Below are 19,305 nucleotides of genomic sequence, written 5' to 3' on the forward strand. Positions count from 1 at the left end.
CGCTTTCTCCTTGGCCCGCTCTGGTGCTTATTTAAGCTACAAAAAGTGTGGGGGTGCAGCCGCGTTTCCCGGGAGCCGTGCGGCTCCCGGGAAACGCCTGCTAGCTCTCGACGGTGGCGAGCTCGCGCTCGACGGCCTCCGTGAGGCGCTCTTCCAGGGCCGGAACCTTGATCTGCTGGATGATCTCGTTGAGGAATCCGCGGACCACCAGGCGGCGGGCAACATCCTCGGGGATGCCGCGGGCCATCAGGTAGAACAAGTGCTCGTCGTCGAACCGGCCGGTGGCGCTGGCGTGGCCGGCACCCTCGATCAGTCCGGTCTCGATTTCCAGGTTCGGCACGGAATCGGCACGGCCGCCGTCGGTCAGCAGCAGGTTGCGGTTGACCTCGTACGTGTCGGTTCCTTCAGCTTCCTTGCGGATCAGGACGTCACCCACCCAGACGGTGTGCGCGTCGCGGCCCTGCAGGGCTCCCTTGTACATGACGCGGGACTTGCAGTTCGGGACCGCGTGGTCAACGAACAGGCGCTGCTCCAGGTGCTGTCCGGCGTCGGCGTAGTAGAGGCCGAACATCTGGACGTCACCGCCAACCGCCGTGAACTTCGACGACGGCGTGATGCGCACCAGGTCGCCGCCGAGGCTGATCACCACGTGCTTGAACTTGGCGTCGCGGCCGATCTTCGCGTACTGGGCGGAGGCATGAACGCCGTCGTCGTCCCAGTCCTGCACGGAGACAACGGTGAGTTCAGCGCCGTCGCCGACGACGATCTCAACGTTCTGCGAAAGCGTGGCCGATCCCTTGTGGTCCAGGACCACCACTGCCTTGGAGAACTTCTCCGCGGTGATCACGATGTGCTGGGCCGCGGGATCCTTGCCGGCGCCGGTCATGGTCAGCGTGACGCTGCCGTCCACCACGGTTTCGGCCGGGATGGTGACTGCGGTGGCCTCAGTGAAGGCTTCCCAGGCGGCAGCTGCCACCAGGTCTTCGGGGATGCCTGCGGAACCGATGCGGGCATCGGTGCGGGCGATGTTCTCCACGATCACGCCGTCGGGGGCCACAACGGCCACCTCGGGCGCGGTGCCGGTGAGTTCAGCGGTGTGCAGGCCGCGCAGGCGCTTCAGCGGGGTGAACCGCCAGTCTTCTTCACGTCCGGTCAGTTTGCCGAAGTCGCCGCGGTTATAGGAGGTCAGGCGTCCGGCGCGTGAGCTGTCCGGAATGCCTGCCCCTGCGCCGTGGCTGTGGGACTTGCTGCTGTCGCCGCCGAGGATCGCGGAGGATTCGTTCAGCGGAGAGAGGTTCTCGCCCTCTTCGGTGAAACCGTCAATCCGGACGCGGTTGTCCCCGGAGGGGGCACCGATCCTGGCTTTGACGCCCTCTACGGTTTTGCTGACCTGTTCGGTCACGGTTTCGACGACGTCGTTAAGCTTCGACATTAACCGACGGCTCCTTCCATCTGGAGTTCGATGAGGCGGTTGAGTTCAAGGGCGTATTCCATCGGCAGCTCACGGGCGATCGGCTCGATGAAGCCGCGCACGATCATGGCCATGGCCTCGTCCTCGGGCAGGCCGCGGGACATGAGGTAGAACAGCTGTTCTTCGCTGACGCGCGACACCGTTGCCTCGTGGCCCATGGTGACGTCATCTTCGCGGATGTCCACGTACGGGTACGTGTCCGAGCGGGAGATGGTGTCCACCAGCAGGGCGTCGCAGCGCACGGTGTTGGCCGAGTGCTTGGCGCCTTCGCGGACTTGGACCAGGCCGCGGTAAGCGGCACGGCCGCCGCCGCGTGCCACGGACTTGGAGATGATGGAGCTCTTGGTGTTGGGGGCGATGTGGACCATCTTGGATCCGGTGTCCTGGTGCTGGCCCTCGCCGGCAAAGGCGATGGACAGCGTTTCACCCTTGGCGTGCTCGCCAACCAGGTAGACCGCCGGGTACTTCATGGTGACCTTGGAACCGATGTTGCCGTCGATCCACTCCATGGTGGCGCCCTCGTGTGCAATGGCCCGCTTGGTGACCAGGTTGTACACGTTGTTGGACCAGTTCTGGATGGTCGTGTAGCGGACGCGGGCGCCCTTCTTCACGATGATTTCCACGACGGCGGAGTGCAGCGAGTCCGAGGTGTAGATCGGCGCCGTGCAGCCTTCGATGTAGTGGACGTAGGAGTCCTCGTCGGCGATGATCAGCGTGCGCTCGAACTGCCCCATGTTTTCCGTGTTGATGCGGAAGTAGGCCTGCAGCGGGATCTCCACGTGAACGCCCTTGGGGACGTAGACGAAGGAGCCGCCGGACCAGACAGCGGTGTTCAGCGAGCCGAACTTGTTGTCACCCACCGGGATGACGGTGCCGAAGTACTCCTGGAACATTTCCGGGTGTTCCTTCAGCGCGGTGTCGGTGTCCAGGAAGATGACGCCCTGGCGTTCCAGGTCCTCGCGGAGCTGGTGGTAGACAACCTCGGACTCGTACTGCGCTGCGACGCCGGAAACCAGGCGGCCGCGCTCAGCTTCGGGGATGCCGAGCTTCTCGTACGTGTTGCGGATGTCCTCGGGGAGGTCTTCCCAGGTGTTGGCCTGCTTCTCGGTGGAGCGCACAAAGTACTTGATGTTGTCGAAGTCGATGCCGGAGAGGTCTGCGCCCCAGGTCGGCATGGGCTTGCGGGAGAAGTACTTCAGGCCCTTGAGTCGAAGGTCCAGCATCCACTGGGGCTCGCTCTTTTTCGCCGAGATGTCCCGGACGACTTCCTCGCTGAGTCCGCGGCGCGCGTTTGAACCCGCGACGTCGGAGTCTGCCCATCCGTACTCGTAGGTTCCAATGCCCTCAAGTTCGGGGTTCTTTTCCAGGATGTCTGAAATCACAGACTCCGGCACCGATGAGGGCGCCGTTGACTTCTGGGTTACTTGATCCGTCATCACGGCCTTTCTTGCTGATGAATGGATGTGGACTGGTTGGTTGCGGCGCGCACGGGTAGGCGCGTCACAGACCCGGTTCGACCCACGGGGATGTGGGTCGTACAAACGTGACCCCCGCGGGAGAGTGTTGACAGCCGCCGGACATCGACGTCCAGCAGGCGGGCGAAAACTTCGGTTTCCTTGTCGCAGAAGACCGTGTAGGCGGTGGCAAGTCCCTGAATCGGGCAGTGCCCCTGGCACAGCTGCACGCTGAGCAGCGTGCTGGGCTGCTTTGCCGTGCCGATCATGGTGGTCGATCCGACAAAGCCGTCCTTCGTCAGTTCCGCCGCCAGGGCCTGCGCCTTGTCGGCGATCGCGGGTCCGGCTGCTTCAACCACCGGCCGGTAGCGCTCTTCCATCCGGGCGAAGCGGTCAGCGGCGAACTTCTCGATGGCCCCGGGCCCGGCAGCCAGCCCCAGCTGGCGCAGGGCCTCGGTGGCGATGTCCAGGTAGTCATTGCCAAGATATGCCTGGCCCTGCGGGCTCAGCACGTAACGGCGGGCCGGACGGCCGGCGCCCGACGACGGGGTGCTGACCCGCTTGACCTCGATCAGCCCCTTGGCGGAGAGGGCATCAAGATGCCGGCGCACAGCAGCAGGCGTGAAACCCAGCCGTTCGCCGAGTTCCGCGGCGCTCACGGGGCCGTGCTCCAGCACTGCACCCAGGACACGGTCCCGGGTACGTTCCTCCGCTTCGCGGGCTGCTGCCGGCTTGGCCACTGCCTCCGGCTCAGAGTTGCTCATAGAATACACAACACAAGCATGACCTAATCTGTTCCCGCATGCCACTAAGGACAGGCTTCCCATCGCCGGAGTGCCCCGCGGCGTCCGCCGCCGCCGGGTGCATCCTCCAGTACTACCTAACGTAGAATATGACGGTGCCTAACGACGAACCCTGCCTGACCATCAAAGGCCTGATTAAGGACTGCGGTCCGGTAGCCGGTCTCGACGGCAAAATGATCCGGGTGCTGGCCGGCGTGGATTTCACCGCGCGCCGCGGCTCCGTCACCGCCCTGCTGGGCGCCAACGGCGCCGGCAAGACCACCACGCTGGAATGCGCGCAGGGCCTGCAGCCCATCAACGGCGGCGAGGTCCTGCTGCTGGGGCAGGCTCCCTACGGGGCCGGAGCGGATCTCCGCAGCCGCGTGGGCGTGATGCTGCAGGACGGCGGCCTTCCCCCGTCGGCACGGCCGGTCCCCCTGCTGCACCACATCGCTTCCATGTACGCGGACCCGCGTCCCGTGGAGGAGCTGGTGGCCCGTCTGGGCATCGGCAGCTTCGCCAACACCAACATCCGCAGGCTCTCCGGCGGACAGAAACAGCGCCTCGCCATGGCGGCCGCCCTGATCGGCCGGCCGGAGGTCCTGTTCCTGGACGAGCCGAGCGCCGGACTGGACCCGCAGTCGCGGCAGATTGTCTTTGACCTGATTTCGGAGCTCCGCGCCGAGGGCCTGGGCATCATCCTGACGACCCACCTGATGGACGACGCGCAAAAACTCGCCGACTACGTCTACATCATCGATGCGGGCAAGACCGTTGCGCAGGGCACCGTCGCCGAGCTGACCGCCCAAACCGGCGAGCTTGCCGACCAGCGGCTGCTGACCTTCGACGCCGCCCCGGGACTGGACCTGGCCGCCGTCGGGCTCGTCCATCTGGCCGCTGCTGAACCGGTGCCCGGCCACTACACGCTGCGCGGTGCGATTACGCCCGCGGATGTTGCCGCCCTTTCCGCCTGGTGGGCCCGGCTGAATCTCCTTCCGTCCGCCATCCACATGGCCTCGCGGTCCCTGGAGGATGTCTTCCTCGACCTTTCCGGAAGGGAAATCCGATGAGCGCTCCCGCCTCCCTGCCCGTGCGCATCCTTAATCAGGGGCGCTACGAGGCCATCACCATGCTCCGCAACGGAGAACAGCTGATCCTGGCCGTCTTCCTGCCGCTGATGGCGCTGGTGGCGCTGTCCGTGACGCCCATCCTGGACGGGCTCGACGGTTCCCGCATCAACATCGCGACGCCGGGGGTCCTGGCCCTGTGCGCCATGTCCACTGCCTTCACCGGCCAGGGCATCGCCACCGGGTTCGACCGGCGCTACGGCGTCCTGCGGTTCCTGTCCACCACCCCGCTGGGCAAGGCCGGGCTGATCGCCGGCAAGGGAATCGCCGTCGTCGCCGTTCTGGCCATCCAAGTGGTGGTGGTGAGCATTGTGGCCGGATTCCTCGGCTGGCAGCCGTCCTGGGCGGGCATTCCGCTCGGGCTCGTCTCCCTGCTGCTCGGTGCCGCCGCGTTCACCGCGCTGGGGCTGCTCGTGGCCGGCACCGTCCGGCCCGAGGCAACGCTGGCCATCACGAACCTGCTCTGGATACTTCTGGCGGCTGCCGGCGGTATCATCATCCCGGCGGTAAACCTGCCGGAGATGCTGCAGCCGTTCGTGGAAATCCTGCCGTCGGCCGCACTGGGTGAAGCCATGCGGTCCGCACTGCTCGACGCCACATTCAATATCCCCGCCACGCTGATCCTGACCGCGTGGACAATCCTGGGTGGCCTTGCTGCTGTCCGCTGGTTCAAATGGAGCTAAATTCCGTGTCATCTGCATCCCCCGGTTCCTCCCCCGCCGTCCCCCAGGCCGGGTCCCCGGACGCGTCATCGCCCGCTGCGTCGCCCGCGGCGGGAAAAACAGTCCGCACTCTTGCCGTTGCAACGCTCGTTGCCAATATCGCCATCGTGGTCACCGGTGGCGCGGTGCGGCTGACCGCTTCCGGACTGGGCTGCCCGGAATGGCCGCTGTGCACCCCGGACTCGCTGACCACCACGCCGGAAATGGGTGTCCACGGGATCATCGAGTTCGGCAACCGCCTGCTGACCTTCGTGCTGGCCGCCATCGCCTTTGCCATGGTGTTCAGCGTCTGGAGCGCCCGCGCCGAGCGCCGTGACCTGTTCCGGCTCTCCATCGTCCTGCTTGCCGGCATTCCCGCTCAGGCGCTGCTGGGCGGCATCACTGTGTGGACGGGCCTGAACCCCTGGATCGTGGGCGGGCACTTCATCCTGTCGATGTTCCTCATTGTGCTGGCCGCCGTGCTGGTCAACCGCGCCTGGCTGACCCCGGCCCAGCTGGCCGGCACCAACGGACCGCTGGCCACCCGCACGCTGCGTCCGCTGCTTGGCGCACTGGGTGTCCTCTCGGCGCTGGCCGTGGTGCTCGGCGTCGTCGTCACCGGTTCCGGACCCCACGCCGGGGATCATGGCGCGGCGCGCAACGGGCTGGATCCGGACCTGATGACCCGCATCCATGTGGTGCCCGTGTACATGCTCGTGTTTGCCCTCGCCGTAGCCCTCTACCTGGTGTTCCGGCATGCCGCTGACGGCCGGCTGCGCCGTTCGCTGCTGCTGCTGACCGCTGTCGTGCTGGCCCAGGCCGTCATTGGCTACGCGCAGCACTTCCTGCACCTGCCGATCGTGCTCGTGGGACTGCACATGCTCGGCGCGTCGCTGCTCACCGCTGCGGCCGCACACGTGGTCTTCACCGGCTTCTCCCGCCAGGTTCCGGGGAAGGATGCCGGTGCTGCTTCCGGCACCGCTGCCCCGGTCCGCCCAGGAGCCGCCGCTTCCGGGACGGACGTCCGCCGGTAGGCCGCCGGCTCACGCCGCCGCACTGGGGCGGGCCTGCCCCTGCGCCACACCATGGGCCGGATTCCTTCGGGAGTCCGGCCCATGGTGCTTTTATCCTGTGCTGCTTTGCCTGCCGGCTGCAGCGGAACCTCATTCCCGCCCGACACGCCGTGTTCCCAGGCCGCACCACTTCTGCTGCCGTTCCGGGGTTCTGCTGCCGGTCCGGGGTTCTGCTGCCGCTCCGCAGTACCAGCAAATGCCCAAATGGCAGGGATATCCCAGTGTGGCAGTGGAAGTGGCGCTAGCTCCCGGGCTCTCCCACATTCCTTAGTGCAGATAACGGGACCAAAACCCTTGTTTTGGACGTTTTTACCCCCTGATCTGCACGAAGGATTCCGCCAAAGGCCCCTGATCTGCACGAAGGATAGCGAACACAAAAAAGGACCCCGCACGCAAAAAAGGACCGGAGTTTCCTCCGGTCCTTCAGGGATGCTCCGACCAAGCCGATGAAATGCCCGCCGGGCCCCTGTAACCCGAACCCGCGGGCTAGAGCAGCGGGCCGCCCACAAACGGATCGACGGCCAGGGCCAGGAACAGGATCGTCAGGTAGCTGATCGAGCCGTGGAAGACCTTCATGGCGGTCTTGTCGGTGATCTCTCCGCGCTGCGCCCGGTTGTGCAGGCGATGGGTTTCGGCAAGGAACCACACACCGCTGAGCACGGCGGCCAGGGTGTAGACCCAGCCGGCGCCGCCCACGGGAACCAGCAGCAGCGAGCAGGCCACGGTGGCGTAGGCGTAGAGCACAACCTGCACCGAAACCAGCTTGGCGCCGGCCACCGCGCCGAGCATCGGCACGCTGGCGTTGCGGTAGTCCTCGCCGTACTTCATGGACAGCGGCCAGTAATGCGGCGGCGTCCACAGGAAGATGATCATGAAGAGGATGAACGCCGGCCATTCCACCCGGTTCGTGACGGCGGCCCAGGCGATCAGCACCGGCATGCAGCCGGCGGCGCCGCCCCAGACAATGTTCTGGGTGGTGCGGCGCTTGAGGATCAGGGTGTACAGCACAACGTAAAGCAGGATGGCGCCCACGCCCAGCAGCCCGGTGAGCGGGTTGGCACCGAACCACAGCAGGGCGATGGAAACAACGCCCAGGATCCAGGCGAAGACCAGGGCCTCCCGCGGAGACACTTCCCCGGTGACCAGCGGACGGCTCTTGGTCCGCTTCATCAGCTTGTCCATGTCGCGGTCGATGTAGCAGTTGAAGGCACCGGCGCTGCCTGCCGCAAGGGCTCCGCCCACCATGGTGGCGACAACGAGCCACAGGCCCGGCAGCCCCCGCTCGGCGAAGATCATGGTCGGCAGGGTGGTCACCAGCAGCAGTTCAATGACGCGCGGCTTGGTCAGAGCCACATAAGCCCGGAGCTTACGGCCTGCCGTCATCTTGCCGGTGTACACCGGAAGGTCGGCGGGGGCTTGCTGCGTTGTCACGGGGCGATCACATCATCCAATCTGGGCCGGAAAAGTCCACCATCATCATAGCCTCTATCGGCTGTAGAAAACGAAGCCCTGCACTGCCGCGCCTGCACGGGGTCCGGACAAGGTCCGGACATGGCCTGCACAAGCGCACCAACACGGCGGAAGTCCCGCTGAAGGAAACGATACGCCCATAGGTCCTGCCCACGGGATAAGGTTGGAGCGGACCTTTCCCGCGGCGGGTAAATTGCCGCTGGGCAGCACCATGCAGGACAAACATGCCACACCCCGGTATGGATTCTTCGGATCCGACTGTTGTGGTGGTTAAGAACCGTATGCACTGGAAGAACCAGCGCGTTCAGGAGTCTCCGGCGTTTGACGCGCCGGTCATCTGTAGTAGAGAGGGGCCCGGTAAACGTGCCACATATGGAAGAGCAAGAACTGATCTGGACAGACCTGGACCGGAAGGCCGTGGACACCGTTCGCGTTCTGGCCGCCGACGCCGTCGAAAAGGTCGGCAACGGACATCCGGGAACAGCCATGAGCCTGGCACCGGCAGCCTACCTGCTGTTCCAGAAGCTGATGCGCCATGATCCGTCAGATCCCCAGTGGACCGGCCGGGACCGCTTCGTCCTCTCCCCCGGGCACACCTCGCTCACGCTCTACATCCAGCTCTTCCTCTCCGGCTACGGGCTGGAGATCGAAGACCTGGAGTCGCTGCGCACCTGGGGCTCCAAGACCCCCGGCCACCCGGAGTACCGCCACACCGACGGCGTGGAAATCACCACCGGCCCGCTCGGCCAGGGCCTGGCCTCTTCCGTGGGCTTCGCGTTCGCCCAGCGCCGCCTGCGCGGCCTGCTCGACGCCGACGCGCCGCAGGGCGAGAGCCCGTTCGACCACACCGTCTGGGTCATTGCCTCCGACGGCGACCTCCAGGAGGGCGTCACCTCCGAGGCCTCATCGCTGGCCGGCCACCAGGAGCTTGGCAACCTCGTGGTGATCTACGACGAGAACCACATCTCCATTGAAGATGACACCGACATCGCCTTCACCGAAGACGTCCTCAAGCGCTACGAAGCCTACGGCTGGCACACGCAGCGCGTGGACTGGACCAAGACCGGCGAGTACGTCGAGGACGTCAACGAGCTTTACTCGGCACTCCTCGCCGCCAAGGCCGAGACCAGCAAGCCCTCCATCATTTCGCTGCGGACCATCATCGGCTGGCCGGCACCGAACAAGCAGAACACCGGAAAGATCCACGGTTCCGCGCTGGGCAAGGACGAAGTTGCCGCCCTGAAGGAAGTCATGGGCTTTGACCCGGACAAGTCCTTCGACGTGGACCCCAAGGTCCTGGAGCACACCCGCCGGGCCGTGTCCCGCGGCGCCGAGGAGCACAGCGAGTGGAACAAGGGCTTCGAGGCGTGGAAGGCGGCAAACGCCGACGGCGCCGCCCTCCTGGAGCGCATCAGCAACGGCACGCTTCCGGCGGGCTGGGAAAAGGCGCTGCCGGAGTTTGATGCCGGCAAGGACATGTCCACCCGCGCCGCTTCCGGCAAGGTCCTCTCCGCCATTGGCCCGGTGCTTCCCGAGCTGTGGGGCGGTTCCGCCGACCTGGCCGAATCCAACAACACCACCATCGAAGGCTCCCCGTCCTTCATTCCGGCGTCAAAGCAGACCAGCACCTGGTCCGGCAGCCCGTACGGACGGGTGCTGCACTTCGGCATCCGTGAGCACGCTGCGGCATCGATCGTCAACGGCATCGTCATGCACAGCGGCACCCGCGCGTTCTCCGGCACGTTCCTGATCTTCAGCGACTACCAGCGTCCCGCCATCCGCCTCGGCGCCCTGATGGGTGTTCCGGCCATCTATGTGTGGACGCATGACTCGATCGGCCTGGGCGAGGACGGCCCCACCCACCAGCCGGTGGAGCAGCTGGCCTCGCTGCGCGCCATTCCGGGCCTGGACGTTGTCCGTCCCGGCGACGCCAATGAGGTTGCCGTGGCCTGGAAGACGATCCTGGAGAACACCGAAAACCCCGCCGGCATCGTGCTGACCCGCCAGAACATCCCCACGTACGAGCGCGGCGACGGCGCAGCCACGGCCGAGACCTTCGCTTCCGCCGAGGGCGTCTCCCGCGGCGGTTACGTCCTGGCGGAGGCTGTCCGGGACGGTTCCGTGGTGACCCCTGACGTCATCCTCATCGGCACCGGCTCCGAGGTCCAGCTCGCCGTCGAGGCCCGCGAGGCCCTGGCAGCCGAGGGCATCGCCGCCCGCGTGGTCTCGATGCCCAGCGTTGAGTGGTTCAACAAGCAGGACGCGCAGTACCGCGAATCCGTCCTGCCGAAGAACATCAAGGCACGCGTGTCGGTGGAAGCCGGAATCGCCCAGGGCTGGCGCGAGCTGGTCGGCGACGCCGGCCGCAGCATTTCCCTCGAGCACTTCGGCGCCTCGGCGGACTACAAGACCCTTTACCGCGAGTTCGGCATCACCGCCGAGGCCGTTGCGGAAGCCGCCCGGGATTCCCTGGCTGCTGCCCACGGCTCGGACACTCCTCCGGCCGGCACCTCTGCCGCGCCGTCGGGCGGAGAATCCACCGAAACCGGCGACCAGAAGTAATTCCAGCAACAAGGAGACAATTCATGACTTCCACTCCCACCGCGCAGCTTTCCGAAGCCGGCGTATCCATTTGGCTGGACGACCTGTCCCGCGAACGCATCGTCTCGGGGTCCCTCAAGAACCTCATCGACAGCAAGAACGTTGTCGGCGTCACCACCAACCCGAGCATCTTCGCTGCCGCGCTGGCCAACGGCGAATCCTACGCCGCCCAGGTGCAGCAGCTCTCCCGCTCCGGCGCCGACGTTGACAAGGCCGTCTTCGAAATCACCACCGACGACGTCATCCAGGCATGCGACGTCTTCGCCCCCGTGGCCGAAGCCACCTCCGGCGTTGACGGCCGCGTTTCCATCGAGGTTGACCCCCGCCTCTCGCGCGACACCGAAGGCACCATCAAGGAAGCCCGCGAGCTGTTCGACAAGGTCGGCCGCTACAACGTGCTGATCAAGATTCCGGCCACCAAGGAGGGCCTCCCGGCGATCTCCGCCACGCTGGCCGCCGGCATCAGCGTCAACGTCACGCTGATCTTCTCGCTGGAGCGCTACCGCGAGGTCATCAACGCCTACATGGTCGGCATCGAGCAGGCCAAGGAAAACGGACACGACCTGTCCACGATCCACTCGGTGGCTTCCTTCTTCGTTTCCCGCGTGGACAGCGAAATCGACAAGCGACTGGACGCCGTCGGCACCGATGAAGCCAAGGCGCTCAAGGGCAAGGCCGGACTGGCCAACGCCCGCCTGGCCTACCAGGTCTTCGAAGAGCAGTTCGCCACCGAGCGCTGGGCCGTGCTGGCTGCCGCCGGCGCCAACGCCCAGCGTCCGCTGTGGGCCTCCACCGGCGTGAAGGATCCGGCGCTGCCGGACACCCTCTACGTCACGGAGCTCGTTGCCCCGCACGTCGTGAACACGATGCCGGAGAAGACCCTGGACGCCACGGCGGATCACGGCGTCATCACCGGGGACACCGTCACCGGCACCTACGCCGCGGCCGGTGCCCTCTTGGACGAGCTGGACCGCCTCGGAGTGTCCTACACCGACGTCGTGGAGCAGCTGGAAACCGAAGGCCTGGACAAGTTCGTGGTCAGCTGGGGAGAACTCCTCGAGACCGTGAAGACCGCACTGGACACCGCAAAAGAGGCATAAGCAAATGACCACACTGTCCTTCGAAGCAGCCGGAGCCGCGCTGGCCGCCGTCGAAAAAAACGTACCTTCCCTGGTGCGGAACGACGTCGCCGCCCGTCTCCTCGCCCAGGACCCCACGCTGTGGGGTCCCGACGCCGAAGCGGAGGCTTCCGTCCGGCTCGGCTGGTTGAACCCTTCCGAGGCCTCCCGGCCGCTCGTGGGACAGATCCGCGGGCTCCGGGAAGAACTGGCCGCCGACGGAGTGACCCGCGTGGTCCTCGCCGGCATGGGCGGTTCTTCCCTGGCCCCGGAGGTCATTACCCGCACCGCCGGAGTGGATCTGACGGTGCTGGATTCCACCGACCCGGATGCCGTCCGGGCCGCACTGGAGAGCCGGCTGGAGGAGACGGTCATTGTGGTCTCCTCCAAGTCCGGTTCCACCGTTGAGACCGATTCCCAGCGCCGGACGTTCGAGCAGGCGTTCACCGACGCCGGGATCGACGCCAAGTCGCGCATCGTGATCGTCACCGACCCGGGCTCCCCCCTGGACAGTGCCGCCCGCGAGGCCGGCTACCGTGCCGTCTTTAATGCCGATCCGAACGTCGGCGGCCGCTATTCGGCGTTGACGGCCTTCGGCCTGGTGCCCTCCGGCCTGGCCGGAGCCGACATTGAGACGCTGCTGGACGACGCCGAAGACGCACTGGAAATCCTCAGTGACAATGCGGCCGACAACATCGGCCTGCAGCTGGGCGCCGCCCTGGGCGGCACCTCGCCGCTGCGCAACAAGGTGGTCATCGTTGATGAAGGATCCGGGCTGGTCGGGTTCCCCGACTGGGCCGAGCAGCTCATTGCCGAGTCCACCGGCAAGCTCGGCACCGGCCTGCTGCCCGTCGTCGTCGAACCCGGCGCGCCGGAAATCACGTCGGGCGCCGCCGATGTGCTGACCGTTCGCCTGGTGGCTGTGGACTCCGACGCCGCACCCGAGGGAGATCAGGCAGTGGTTGCCGGCACCCTCGGCGGCTCCATGATGCTCTGGGAGGTGGCCACCGCCGTCGCCGGCCGGCTGCTGGGCATCAACCCCTTCGACCAGCCCGACGTCGAGGCGGCCAAGAAGGCCGCCCGCGGCATGCTGGACGCGCGCCCAGAACCCACGGCGCCCGCCTTCACCGACGGCGCCGTGGAGGTCCGCGGCCCGGCCGAGCTGCTGGGCAACGCCACCACGCTCCGGGAAGCCCTCGCCGCCCTGACCGGCCGGCTGGGTTCCGACGGCTACCTGAGCATCCACGCCTACTTGGACCGGTTCCGGCAGGCAGAGCTCGCCGGCATCCGTCCTGAACTTGCCGCTGCCACCGGACGTCCGGTGACCTTCGGCTGGGGACCGCGGTTCCTGCACTCCACCGGACAGTTCCACAAGGGCGGCCCGGCACAGGGCGCCTTCCTGCAGATCACCGGCGAGCCGGGCGAGGACCTTCCCATTCCGGGCCGTCCCTTCACCTTTGGCGAACTGATTTCCGCCCAGGCCGCCGGAGACGCCAAGGTCCTCGCGGACCAGGGCCGTCCGGTCCTGCGCCTGAACCTGCTGAACCGGGAACAGGGCGTTCGCGAGCTGGAAGACGCCGTGCGTTCGCTGGTCCGCGAAGACGGGATCAGCTAGATGGCGGATGACAGGACAGGGTCCGGCAACCCGCTCCGGGATCCCCGCGACCGGCGGCTCAGCCGCATTGCCGGCCCCTCGTCGCTGGTCATCTTCGGCGTGACCGGCGACCTGGCCCGGAAGAAACTGATTCCGGCCGTCTACGACCTGGCCAACCGCGGCCTGCTGCCGCCCAGCTTCTCGCTGGTCGGCTTCGGCCGCCGGCCCTGGAGCCACGAAGACTTCGCGGCCCGGGTTCTGGAATCCGTCCGGGCCCATGCCCGCACCCCGTTCGACGAGAACGTGTGGAAGCAGCTCTCCGAGGGCATCCGGTTCGTCGAGGGCGGCTTCGACAGCGACGAGGCCTTCGTGCATCTCAAGAGCACCCTCGAAGACCTCGACGCCGAGCGCGGCACACGCGGCAACCACGCGTTCTACCTCTCGGTTCCGCCGAAGTCCTTCGAAGAGGTTTGCCAGCAGCTTTCCCGGAACGGGCTTGCCGAGACCTCCCAGGGCAAATGGCGCCGGGTCGTCATCGAAAAGCCTTTCGGCCACGACCTGAAATCGGCGCGTGAACTGAACAACGTCGTGGAGTCGGTGTTCCCGGCGGATTCGGTGTTCCGCATCGACCACTACCTGGGCAAGGAGACGGTCCAGAACATCCTGGCCCTGCGTTTCGCCAATCAGATGTTCGAACCGATCTGGAACTCCAACTTCGTTGACCACGTCCAGATCACCATGGCCGAAGACATCGGCATCGGCGGACGGGCCGGCTACTACGACGGCGTCGGCGCGGCCCGCGATGTCATCCAGAACCACCTGCTCCAGCTGCTGGCGCTCACTGCCATGGAAGAGCCCATCTCCTTCGACGCCGACCACCTGCGCGCGGAGAAGGAAAAGGTGCTCGCCGCCGTCCGGCTTCCCGAGGACCTGTCCAAGCACTCAGCACGCGGCCAGTACACCGGCGGCTGGCAGGGCGGCGAAAAGGTCACCGGCTTCCTGGAGGAAGAAGGGTTCAACCCGGATTCCACCACCGAGACCTTTGCCGCCGTCCGGCTGGACATCAACACCCGCCGCTGGGCCGGGGTTCCGTTCTACCTGCGGGCCGGCAAACGGCTGGGCCGGCGCGTCACTGAAATCGCCGTGGTGTTCAAGCGTGCGCCCAATCTGCTCTTCCGCGACCACAACGACCACGACTTTGGCCAGAATGCCATTGTGATCCGGGTCCAGCCGGATGAAGGCGCCACCATCCGCTTCGGATCCAAGGTGCCGGGCACGCAGATGGAGGTCCGGGACGTCTCCATGGACTTCGGATACGGCCACTCCTTCACGGAGTCCAGCCCGGAAGCGTACGAACGCCTCATCCTCGATGTGCTCCTGGGCGAGCCGCCGCTGTTCCCGCGGCACCAGGAAGTTGAACTGTCCTGGAAGATCGTCGACCCGTTCGAAGAGTACTGGGAGTCCCTGGGCACCCAGCCGGAACCGTACGCTCCCGGCAGCTGGGGTCCGGACTCCGCCGATGAACTGCTCGCCCAAGACGGAAGAACCTGGAGAAGGCCGTGATTGTTGAACTGCCGGACACAACAACGTCCAAGGTATCCAAGGAAATTGTCGCCATGCGCGAAAAAGGCGGCGTGGTGACCCTGGGACGCGTGCTGACCCTGGTCGTCGACACCCAGCCCGACTTCGTCGAGGAGGCCATTGCCGCCGCCAACGAAGCCAGCCGGGAACATCCCTGCCGGATCATCGTGCTCGCCGAGGGCTCCCCGACGGATGAAACGAGGCTCGACGCCGAGATCCGCGTCGGCGGCGACGCCGGCGCCTCCGAGGTCATCGTCCTCTCCGGGCACGGCGAGCTCTCCGGGGAAAGCGTTTCGCTGGTCTCGGCGCTGCTGCTGCCGGATGCTCCCATCGTCGTTTGGTGGCCCCACGGCGTCCCGGAAAACCCCTCCCGGACGCCACTGGGCAGCATCGCCCACCGCCGGATTACCGACGCCGCGACCGAGGCCGATCCCAAGAAGGCGCTGCTGGCGCTGGGCGACGACTATGCCGACGGGGACACCGACCTGAGCTGGACCCGGCTGACCAACTGGCGGATCCAGCTGGCGGCGGTGCTGGACGGTGCAGGGCCGGATCCGGTGTCCTCGGTGACGGTGGCCGGCGCGTCGGATTCCGCCAGCACCTTCCTGCTCGCGGCCTGGCTGAAACACGCGCTGCGGGTTCCGGTGAAGATCGTCGAGGGCGAGCCTGGCACCGGCATCCACCAGGTGGTCTTCACCCGGGCCGGCGGCAACGTTGAGCTGCTCCGCCCGGACCAGATTACGGCGCACCTGACCCAGCCGGGCCAGCCGGAACAGCAGATCTCGCTGCCGCGCCGCAACCTCCGCGACTGCCTGGCCGAGGAGCTGCGGCGGCTGGACCCCGACGAGGTTTACGGTGAAGTACTGACGCAGGGGCTGGCAGCCTGCCTGTCCCAGGAAGGGGCTAACGCATGAAGCACTCACCCAACGGAGTGAGCATCCACCCGAATGTCGAGGCCCTGACCGCGGCGACCGCTGGCCGGCTGATCACCAAGCTGGTGGACGTGCAGAGCCGGCGCGGGGAAGCCACGGTGGTGCTGACCGGCGGCACCGTGGGAATCGCCGTGCTCGACGCCGTCTCCACGGCCCCGGCCCGGGTTGCCGTGGACTGGTCCAAGGTGAACTTCTGGTGGGGCGACGAACGCTTCCTGCCGGCGGACTCCCCCGACCGCAATGCCGTGCAGGCCCGCGGTGCCCTGCTGTCACGGCTTCCCGTGGACCCCGCCCGGGTGCATCCGGTTCCCGCGTCCGACGACGCCGCCTCCGTTGAGGACGCGGCGGCCGGCTACGCCCGCGCATTGGCCGCAGCTGCCGCGCAGGAGGACCTGCCGTGGGGCGTGAAGTCCCGGGATCCCCGGCTGCCCCGGTTCGACGTGCTTCTGCTGGGGGTTGGCCCCGACGCACACATCGCCTCGCTGTTCCCCGAGATGGCCGGCGTTCGCACCACCGGAGAAACCGTGGTGGCCGTGCGCAACGCGCCCAAGCCGCCGCCGGAGCGGGTGTCGCTGACCCTGGAGGCGATCAACACCGCCGAAGAGGTGTGGCTGACCGTCGCCGGCGAGGACAAGGCCGGTGCGGTGGGCCTGGCCCTGGCCGGCGCCGGACCGGTCCAGGTACCCGCCGCCGGAGCACGCGGACTGATCAAGACCCGCTGGCTCATCGACCAGGCGGCCTCCTCCCAGCTTCCCGACCGGCTTCTGGACCCCGAGGGCTCCGGGTCCGGCACCGGGAACTAGCCGGCAGACGAAAGCCCCGGGGATCCTTGCGGATCCCCGGGGCTTTTGACGTTCTGTCCGCAGGTGCCTCTGGCAGTGGCTATGCTTCGCCTAAGCTTCGCCGGAGAAGCGCTGGATCAGGCCCAGGGCGACAATCACGGCTCCCCACGAGAGTCCCAGGATGACGGTGAAGCGGTTAAGGTTCTTTTCGGCAACCCCGGAGGAACCCATGCTGCTGGTCATGCCGCCGCCGAACATGTCCGACATGCCGCCGCCCCGCCCCTTGTGGAGCAGGATGAGCAACGTCAGCAACAGGCTGGTGATGGCAAGAAGAACCAACAGGATAATCTTCAGAATTTCCACTTACGGCCTTTCGGGGGTGACTCATGGATTGGAGACACTGCTGCCGTGCAGGTCAGCTGCAAATCAGTCGGTCACCAGGTGTTGTTCGAACCTGACAATATTAGCAAACTCGGTGACATCCAAACTGGCGCCGCCCACCAGCACGCCGTCGACGTCGCGCTGCTTCAGAATGCTTGCCGCATTTGCTGCCTTCACGGACCCCCCGTAGAGCAGGCGGGTCTTGGCGGCAACGGCGTCGTCGTACAGGTCAGCGATTTCGCTGCGGATGGCTGCGCACATTTCCTGTGCGTCTTCGGGGCCGGCCACTTCGCCCGTGCCGATGGCCCAGATCGGTTCGTAGGCGATCACCAGGCTGGAAACCTGCTCGGCGTCAAGGCCGGCCAGGTCGTTGCGGACCTGCTCAAGGGTGTGCTCCACGTGCTGGCCCGACTGCCGGATTTCCAGCCCTTCGCCCACGCAGAGCACCGGCACCAGGCCATTGCGGTAGGCGGCCTTGAGCTTTGCGTTCAGCAGTTCGTCGGTTTCGCCGTGGACGGTGCGGCGTTCGCTGTGGCCTACCAGGACATACTTGCAGCCCAGCTTGGACAGGAAGGCACCGGAGATGTCGCCGGTGTAGGCGCCGGAATCCTGCGGCGAGAGATCCTGTGCACCGTATTCCAGGTCAAGCTTGTCGCCCCGGATCAGGGTCTGGACGCTGCGCAGGTCGGTGAACGGCGGGAAGATCGCCGCCTCCACACGGTTGTAGTCGTGCTGCGCGTCCTTGAGCGTCCACGCCAGCTTCTGCAGGAGGGTGATGCCCTGGACATGGTCCATGTTCATCTTCCAGTTGCCCGCGATCAGCGGTGTCCGATCAAATTTGCCGTTGGTCGAGGTAGTCATCATCGCTCCGGTTTCTTAGGTGGTATGGGATTGGTGGGATCTGTCCGGGCGGGGAAGGGCGGACATGACAGTGCGGGCCCGCAGCCGTGAGGCAGCAGGGCCCGCACCGGATGTTACTGGTTGAGGACGGTCAGCCCCGGCAGTTTCTTGCCTTCGAGGTACTCCAGCGAAGCACCGCCGCCGGTGGAAATGTGCCCGAAGTCGCTGTCGCTGAAACCGAGTTTGCGGACAGCGGCAGCGGAATCGCCGCCGCCCACCACCGAGAAGCCGTCGGAGTCCTTCAGCCCCTGCGCGATGGCGCGGGTGCCGTTGGCGAACGCGTCAAACTCGAAGACGCCCATGGGACCGTTCCAGAAAATGGTGCGGGCGGAGCGGATCTTTTCGGCGAAGGCGGCAGCGGAATCCGGGCCAATGTCCAGTCCGGTGCCGGAGGCAGCAAACCGGCTGTTCTCGATGGCGTCGGCCGGGACCACTTCGGAGTCCGCATCGGCCGCGAACCTGTCAGCAACCACGATGTCGGCGGGCAGCACGAATTCGCAGCCCATCTCCTTGGCGCGGCTGAGGTAGCCCTTGACGTTCTCGATCTGGTCCGCCTCCAGCAGCGAAGCGCCGACCTTGAAGCCCTGCGCGGCGAGGAAGGTGTACACCATGCCGCCGCCGACGAGCAGGTAGTCTGCGCGCTCCATGAGGTTCTCGATCACGGCCAGCTTGTCCGAGACCTTCGAGCCGCCGAGAACGACGACGTAGGGCTGCTCGGGGCTCTCGGTGAGCTTCTTCAGGACCTCAACCTCGGTGGTGACCAGGTCGCCCTGGTAGGCGGGCAGCACCTCGGCGATGTCGTAGACGCTGGCGTGCCTGCGGTGCACCGCACCGAAAGCATCGTCCACGTACGATCCGCTGTTGTCCGTCAGTCCGGCAAGTTCGCGGGCCAACGCCAGGCGATCGTCGTCGTTCTTCGACGTTTCGCGCGGATCGAACCGGATGTTCTCCAGTACCAGGACGGAGCCCGGTGCCAGCGAAGCCGCCAGCGCGTGGGCGCTTTCACCCACCACGTCGGCGGCGAACTCGACTGCAAACGGTGCGAGTTCGTCCAGCCGGTCAGCGGCGGGCTTCAGCGAGTACTTCTCCTCCGGCGCGCCCTTCGGCCGCCCCAGGTGCGCCATGACGATCACCTTGGCTCCGTGCTCCACCAGTTTCCCGATGGTCGGGATGGACGCACGGATGCGTCCGTCGTCGGCCACCCGGCCGTTGTCCAGCGGCACATTCAGGTCCGAGCGGACCAGCACATACCGATCATTGACGCCGTCGCTGATCAGTTCCTCGAGAGTCTTGACTGTCATGTCTACCTTTACGTCCCTTGCGGGCATTGGGGGTGGG

At 66.4% G+C, this 19,305-nt stretch carries 16 protein-coding genes; 9 read left to right on the forward strand and 7 right to left on the reverse strand.

What is annotated here, in order from left to right:
• Nucleotides 1-100: 100 nt before the first annotated feature.
• The 3 genes from sufD to QNO00_RS01250 are packed head-to-tail and all read right to left on the reverse strand — an operon-like array spanning nt 101 to nt 3,689.
• Complete coding sequence (gene sufD, locus QNO00_RS01240; protein ID WP_229965734.1) at nt 101-1,432, reverse strand: Fe-S cluster assembly protein SufD; 1,332 nt, start codon at nt 1,430-1,432, stop codon at nt 101-103.
• Complete coding sequence (sufB, locus tag QNO00_RS01245) at nt 1,432-2,907, reverse strand: Fe-S cluster assembly protein SufB (protein ID WP_229965733.1); 1,476 nt, start codon at nt 2,905-2,907, stop codon at nt 1,432-1,434. Before sufB ends, sufD begins: the two co-directional genes overlap by 1 nt.
• The gene (locus tag QNO00_RS01250) at nt 2,907-3,689 is read right to left on the reverse strand and encodes a helix-turn-helix transcriptional regulator (protein WP_229965732.1); all 783 of its coding nucleotides are present in this window, start codon (nt 3,687-3,689) and stop codon (nt 2,907-2,909) included. Before QNO00_RS01250 ends, sufB begins: the two co-directional genes overlap by 1 nt.
• 128 nt (nt 3,690-3,817) lie before the next feature.
• Here QNO00_RS01250 and QNO00_RS01255 point away from each other — a divergent pair, with 128 nt between their 5' ends.
• Genes QNO00_RS01255 through QNO00_RS01265 form a run of 3 tightly spaced genes read left to right on the forward strand, consistent with a single transcriptional unit; the run spans nt 3,818 to nt 6,569 of the window.
• The gene (locus tag QNO00_RS01255) at nt 3,818-4,777 is read left to right on the forward strand and encodes an ABC transporter ATP-binding protein (RefSeq protein ID WP_229965731.1); all 960 of its coding nucleotides are present in this window, start codon (nt 3,818-3,820) and stop codon (nt 4,775-4,777) included.
• Entirely contained in the window at nt 4,774-5,517 is a 744-nt protein-coding gene (locus tag QNO00_RS01260) for an ABC transporter permease (RefSeq protein WP_284023362.1), read from the forward strand. The genes QNO00_RS01255 and QNO00_RS01260 overlap by 4 nt, the downstream gene beginning before the upstream one ends.
• Before the next feature lie 5 nt (nt 5,518-5,522).
• Nucleotides 5,523-6,569 carry a COX15/CtaA family protein gene (locus QNO00_RS01265; protein ID WP_284023363.1) on the forward strand — a complete coding sequence of 349 codons (1,047 nt, stop codon included), beginning with the start codon at nt 5,523-5,525 and terminating at the stop codon, nt 6,567-6,569.
• A 525-nt stretch (nt 6,570-7,094) separates the two neighbouring features.
• Here QNO00_RS01265 and QNO00_RS01270 read toward each other — a convergent pair.
• A complete protein-coding gene (locus QNO00_RS01270) occupies nt 7,095-7,991 on the reverse strand; it encodes a heme o synthase (RefSeq protein WP_229965799.1) in 897 nt (298 codons plus the stop codon).
• Nucleotides 7,992-8,450: 459 nt separating this feature from the next.
• Between QNO00_RS01270 and tkt the strand changes: the two genes are divergently transcribed.
• From tkt to pgl, 6 genes are read left to right on the forward strand one after another with little or no spacing between them, the layout of a single operon-like run.
• A complete protein-coding gene (gene tkt / locus QNO00_RS01275) occupies nt 8,451-10,640 on the forward strand; it encodes a transketolase (RefSeq protein ID WP_229965728.1) in 2,190 nt (729 codons plus the stop codon).
• Between the two features lie 23 nt (nt 10,641-10,663).
• Nucleotides 10,664-11,779, forward strand: a complete 1,116-nt coding sequence (tal, locus tag QNO00_RS01280; RefSeq protein WP_229965727.1) for a transaldolase — start codon at nt 10,664-10,666, stop codon at nt 11,777-11,779.
• Between the two features lie 4 nt (nt 11,780-11,783).
• The gene (locus QNO00_RS01285; protein WP_284023364.1) at nt 11,784-13,412 is read left to right on the forward strand and encodes a phosphoglucose isomerase-related protein; all 1,629 of its coding nucleotides are present in this window, start codon (nt 11,784-11,786) and stop codon (nt 13,410-13,412) included.
• Nucleotides 13,413-14,954, forward strand: coding sequence for a glucose-6-phosphate dehydrogenase (zwf, locus tag QNO00_RS01290; RefSeq protein WP_229965725.1), 1,542 nt, complete (start codon nt 13,413-13,415; stop codon nt 14,952-14,954).
• On the forward strand, nt 14,951-15,886 hold the full coding sequence (locus QNO00_RS01295; RefSeq protein WP_284023366.1) for a glucose-6-phosphate dehydrogenase assembly protein OpcA: 936 nt from the start codon (nt 14,951-14,953) through the stop codon (nt 15,884-15,886). Before zwf ends, QNO00_RS01295 begins: the two co-directional genes overlap by 4 nt.
• Complete coding sequence (gene pgl / locus QNO00_RS01300) at nt 15,883-16,707, forward strand: 6-phosphogluconolactonase (protein WP_229965723.1); 825 nt, start codon at nt 15,883-15,885, stop codon at nt 16,705-16,707. The genes QNO00_RS01295 and pgl overlap by 4 nt, the downstream gene beginning before the upstream one ends.
• Nucleotides 16,708-16,797: 90 nt before the next feature.
• On the opposite strand, the gene secG is transcribed toward pgl, so the two are convergent.
• The 3 genes from secG to QNO00_RS01315 all read right to left on the reverse strand — a co-directional run bounded on the left by secG (nt 16,798) and on the right by QNO00_RS01315 (nt 19,268).
• Complete coding sequence (gene secG / locus QNO00_RS01305; protein WP_229965722.1) at nt 16,798-17,049, reverse strand: preprotein translocase subunit SecG; 252 nt, start codon at nt 17,047-17,049, stop codon at nt 16,798-16,800.
• A 63-nt stretch (nt 17,050-17,112) separates the two neighbouring features.
• The gene (tpiA, locus tag QNO00_RS01310; protein ID WP_229965721.1) at nt 17,113-17,928 is read right to left on the reverse strand and encodes a triose-phosphate isomerase; all 816 of its coding nucleotides are present in this window, start codon (nt 17,926-17,928) and stop codon (nt 17,113-17,115) included.
• A 113-nt stretch (nt 17,929-18,041) separates the two neighbouring features.
• Complete coding sequence (locus QNO00_RS01315) at nt 18,042-19,268, reverse strand: phosphoglycerate kinase (protein WP_284023367.1); 1,227 nt, start codon at nt 19,266-19,268, stop codon at nt 18,042-18,044.
• Between the last annotated feature and the right edge of the window lie 37 nt (nt 19,269-19,305).

Origin of the sequence: Arthrobacter sp. zg-Y1219 (assembly GCF_030125545.1) — a bacterium.
GTDB lineage: Bacteria > Actinomycetota > Actinomycetes > Actinomycetales > Micrococcaceae > Arthrobacter_B.

Coding starts and splice junctions, on each gene's coding strand:
- sufD (WP_229965734.1), bottom strand. CDS start 1,432: ATGTCGAAGCTTAACGACGTCGTCGAAACCGTGACCGAACAGGTCAGC.
- sufB (WP_229965733.1), bottom strand. CDS start 2,907: ATGACGGATCAAGTAACCCAGAAGTCAACGGCGCCCTCATCGGTGCCG.
- QNO00_RS01250 (WP_229965732.1), bottom strand. CDS start 3,689: ATGAGCAACTCTGAGCCGGAGGCAGTGGCCAAGCCGGCAGCAGCCCGC.
- QNO00_RS01255 (WP_229965731.1), top strand. CDS start 3,818: ATGACGGTGCCTAACGACGAACCCTGCCTGACCATCAAAGGCCTGATT.
- QNO00_RS01260 (WP_284023362.1), top strand. CDS start 4,774: ATGAGCGCTCCCGCCTCCCTGCCCGTGCGCATCCTTAATCAGGGGCGC.
- QNO00_RS01270 (WP_229965799.1), bottom strand. CDS start 7,991: ATGACGGCAGGCCGTAAGCTCCGGGCTTATGTGGCTCTGACCAAGCCG.
- tkt (WP_229965728.1), top strand. CDS start 8,451: ATGGAAGAGCAAGAACTGATCTGGACAGACCTGGACCGGAAGGCCGTG.
- tal (WP_229965727.1), top strand. CDS start 10,664: ATGACTTCCACTCCCACCGCGCAGCTTTCCGAAGCCGGCGTATCCATT.
- QNO00_RS01285 (WP_284023364.1), top strand. CDS start 11,784: ATGACCACACTGTCCTTCGAAGCAGCCGGAGCCGCGCTGGCCGCCGTC.
- zwf (WP_229965725.1), top strand. CDS start 13,413: ATGGCGGATGACAGGACAGGGTCCGGCAACCCGCTCCGGGATCCCCGC.
- pgl (WP_229965723.1), top strand. CDS start 15,883: ATGAAGCACTCACCCAACGGAGTGAGCATCCACCCGAATGTCGAGGCC.
- tpiA (WP_229965721.1), bottom strand. CDS start 17,928: ATGACTACCTCGACCAACGGCAAATTTGATCGGACACCGCTGATCGCG.
- QNO00_RS01315 (WP_284023367.1), bottom strand. CDS start 19,268: ATGACAGTCAAGACTCTCGAGGAACTGATCAGCGACGGCGTCAATGAT.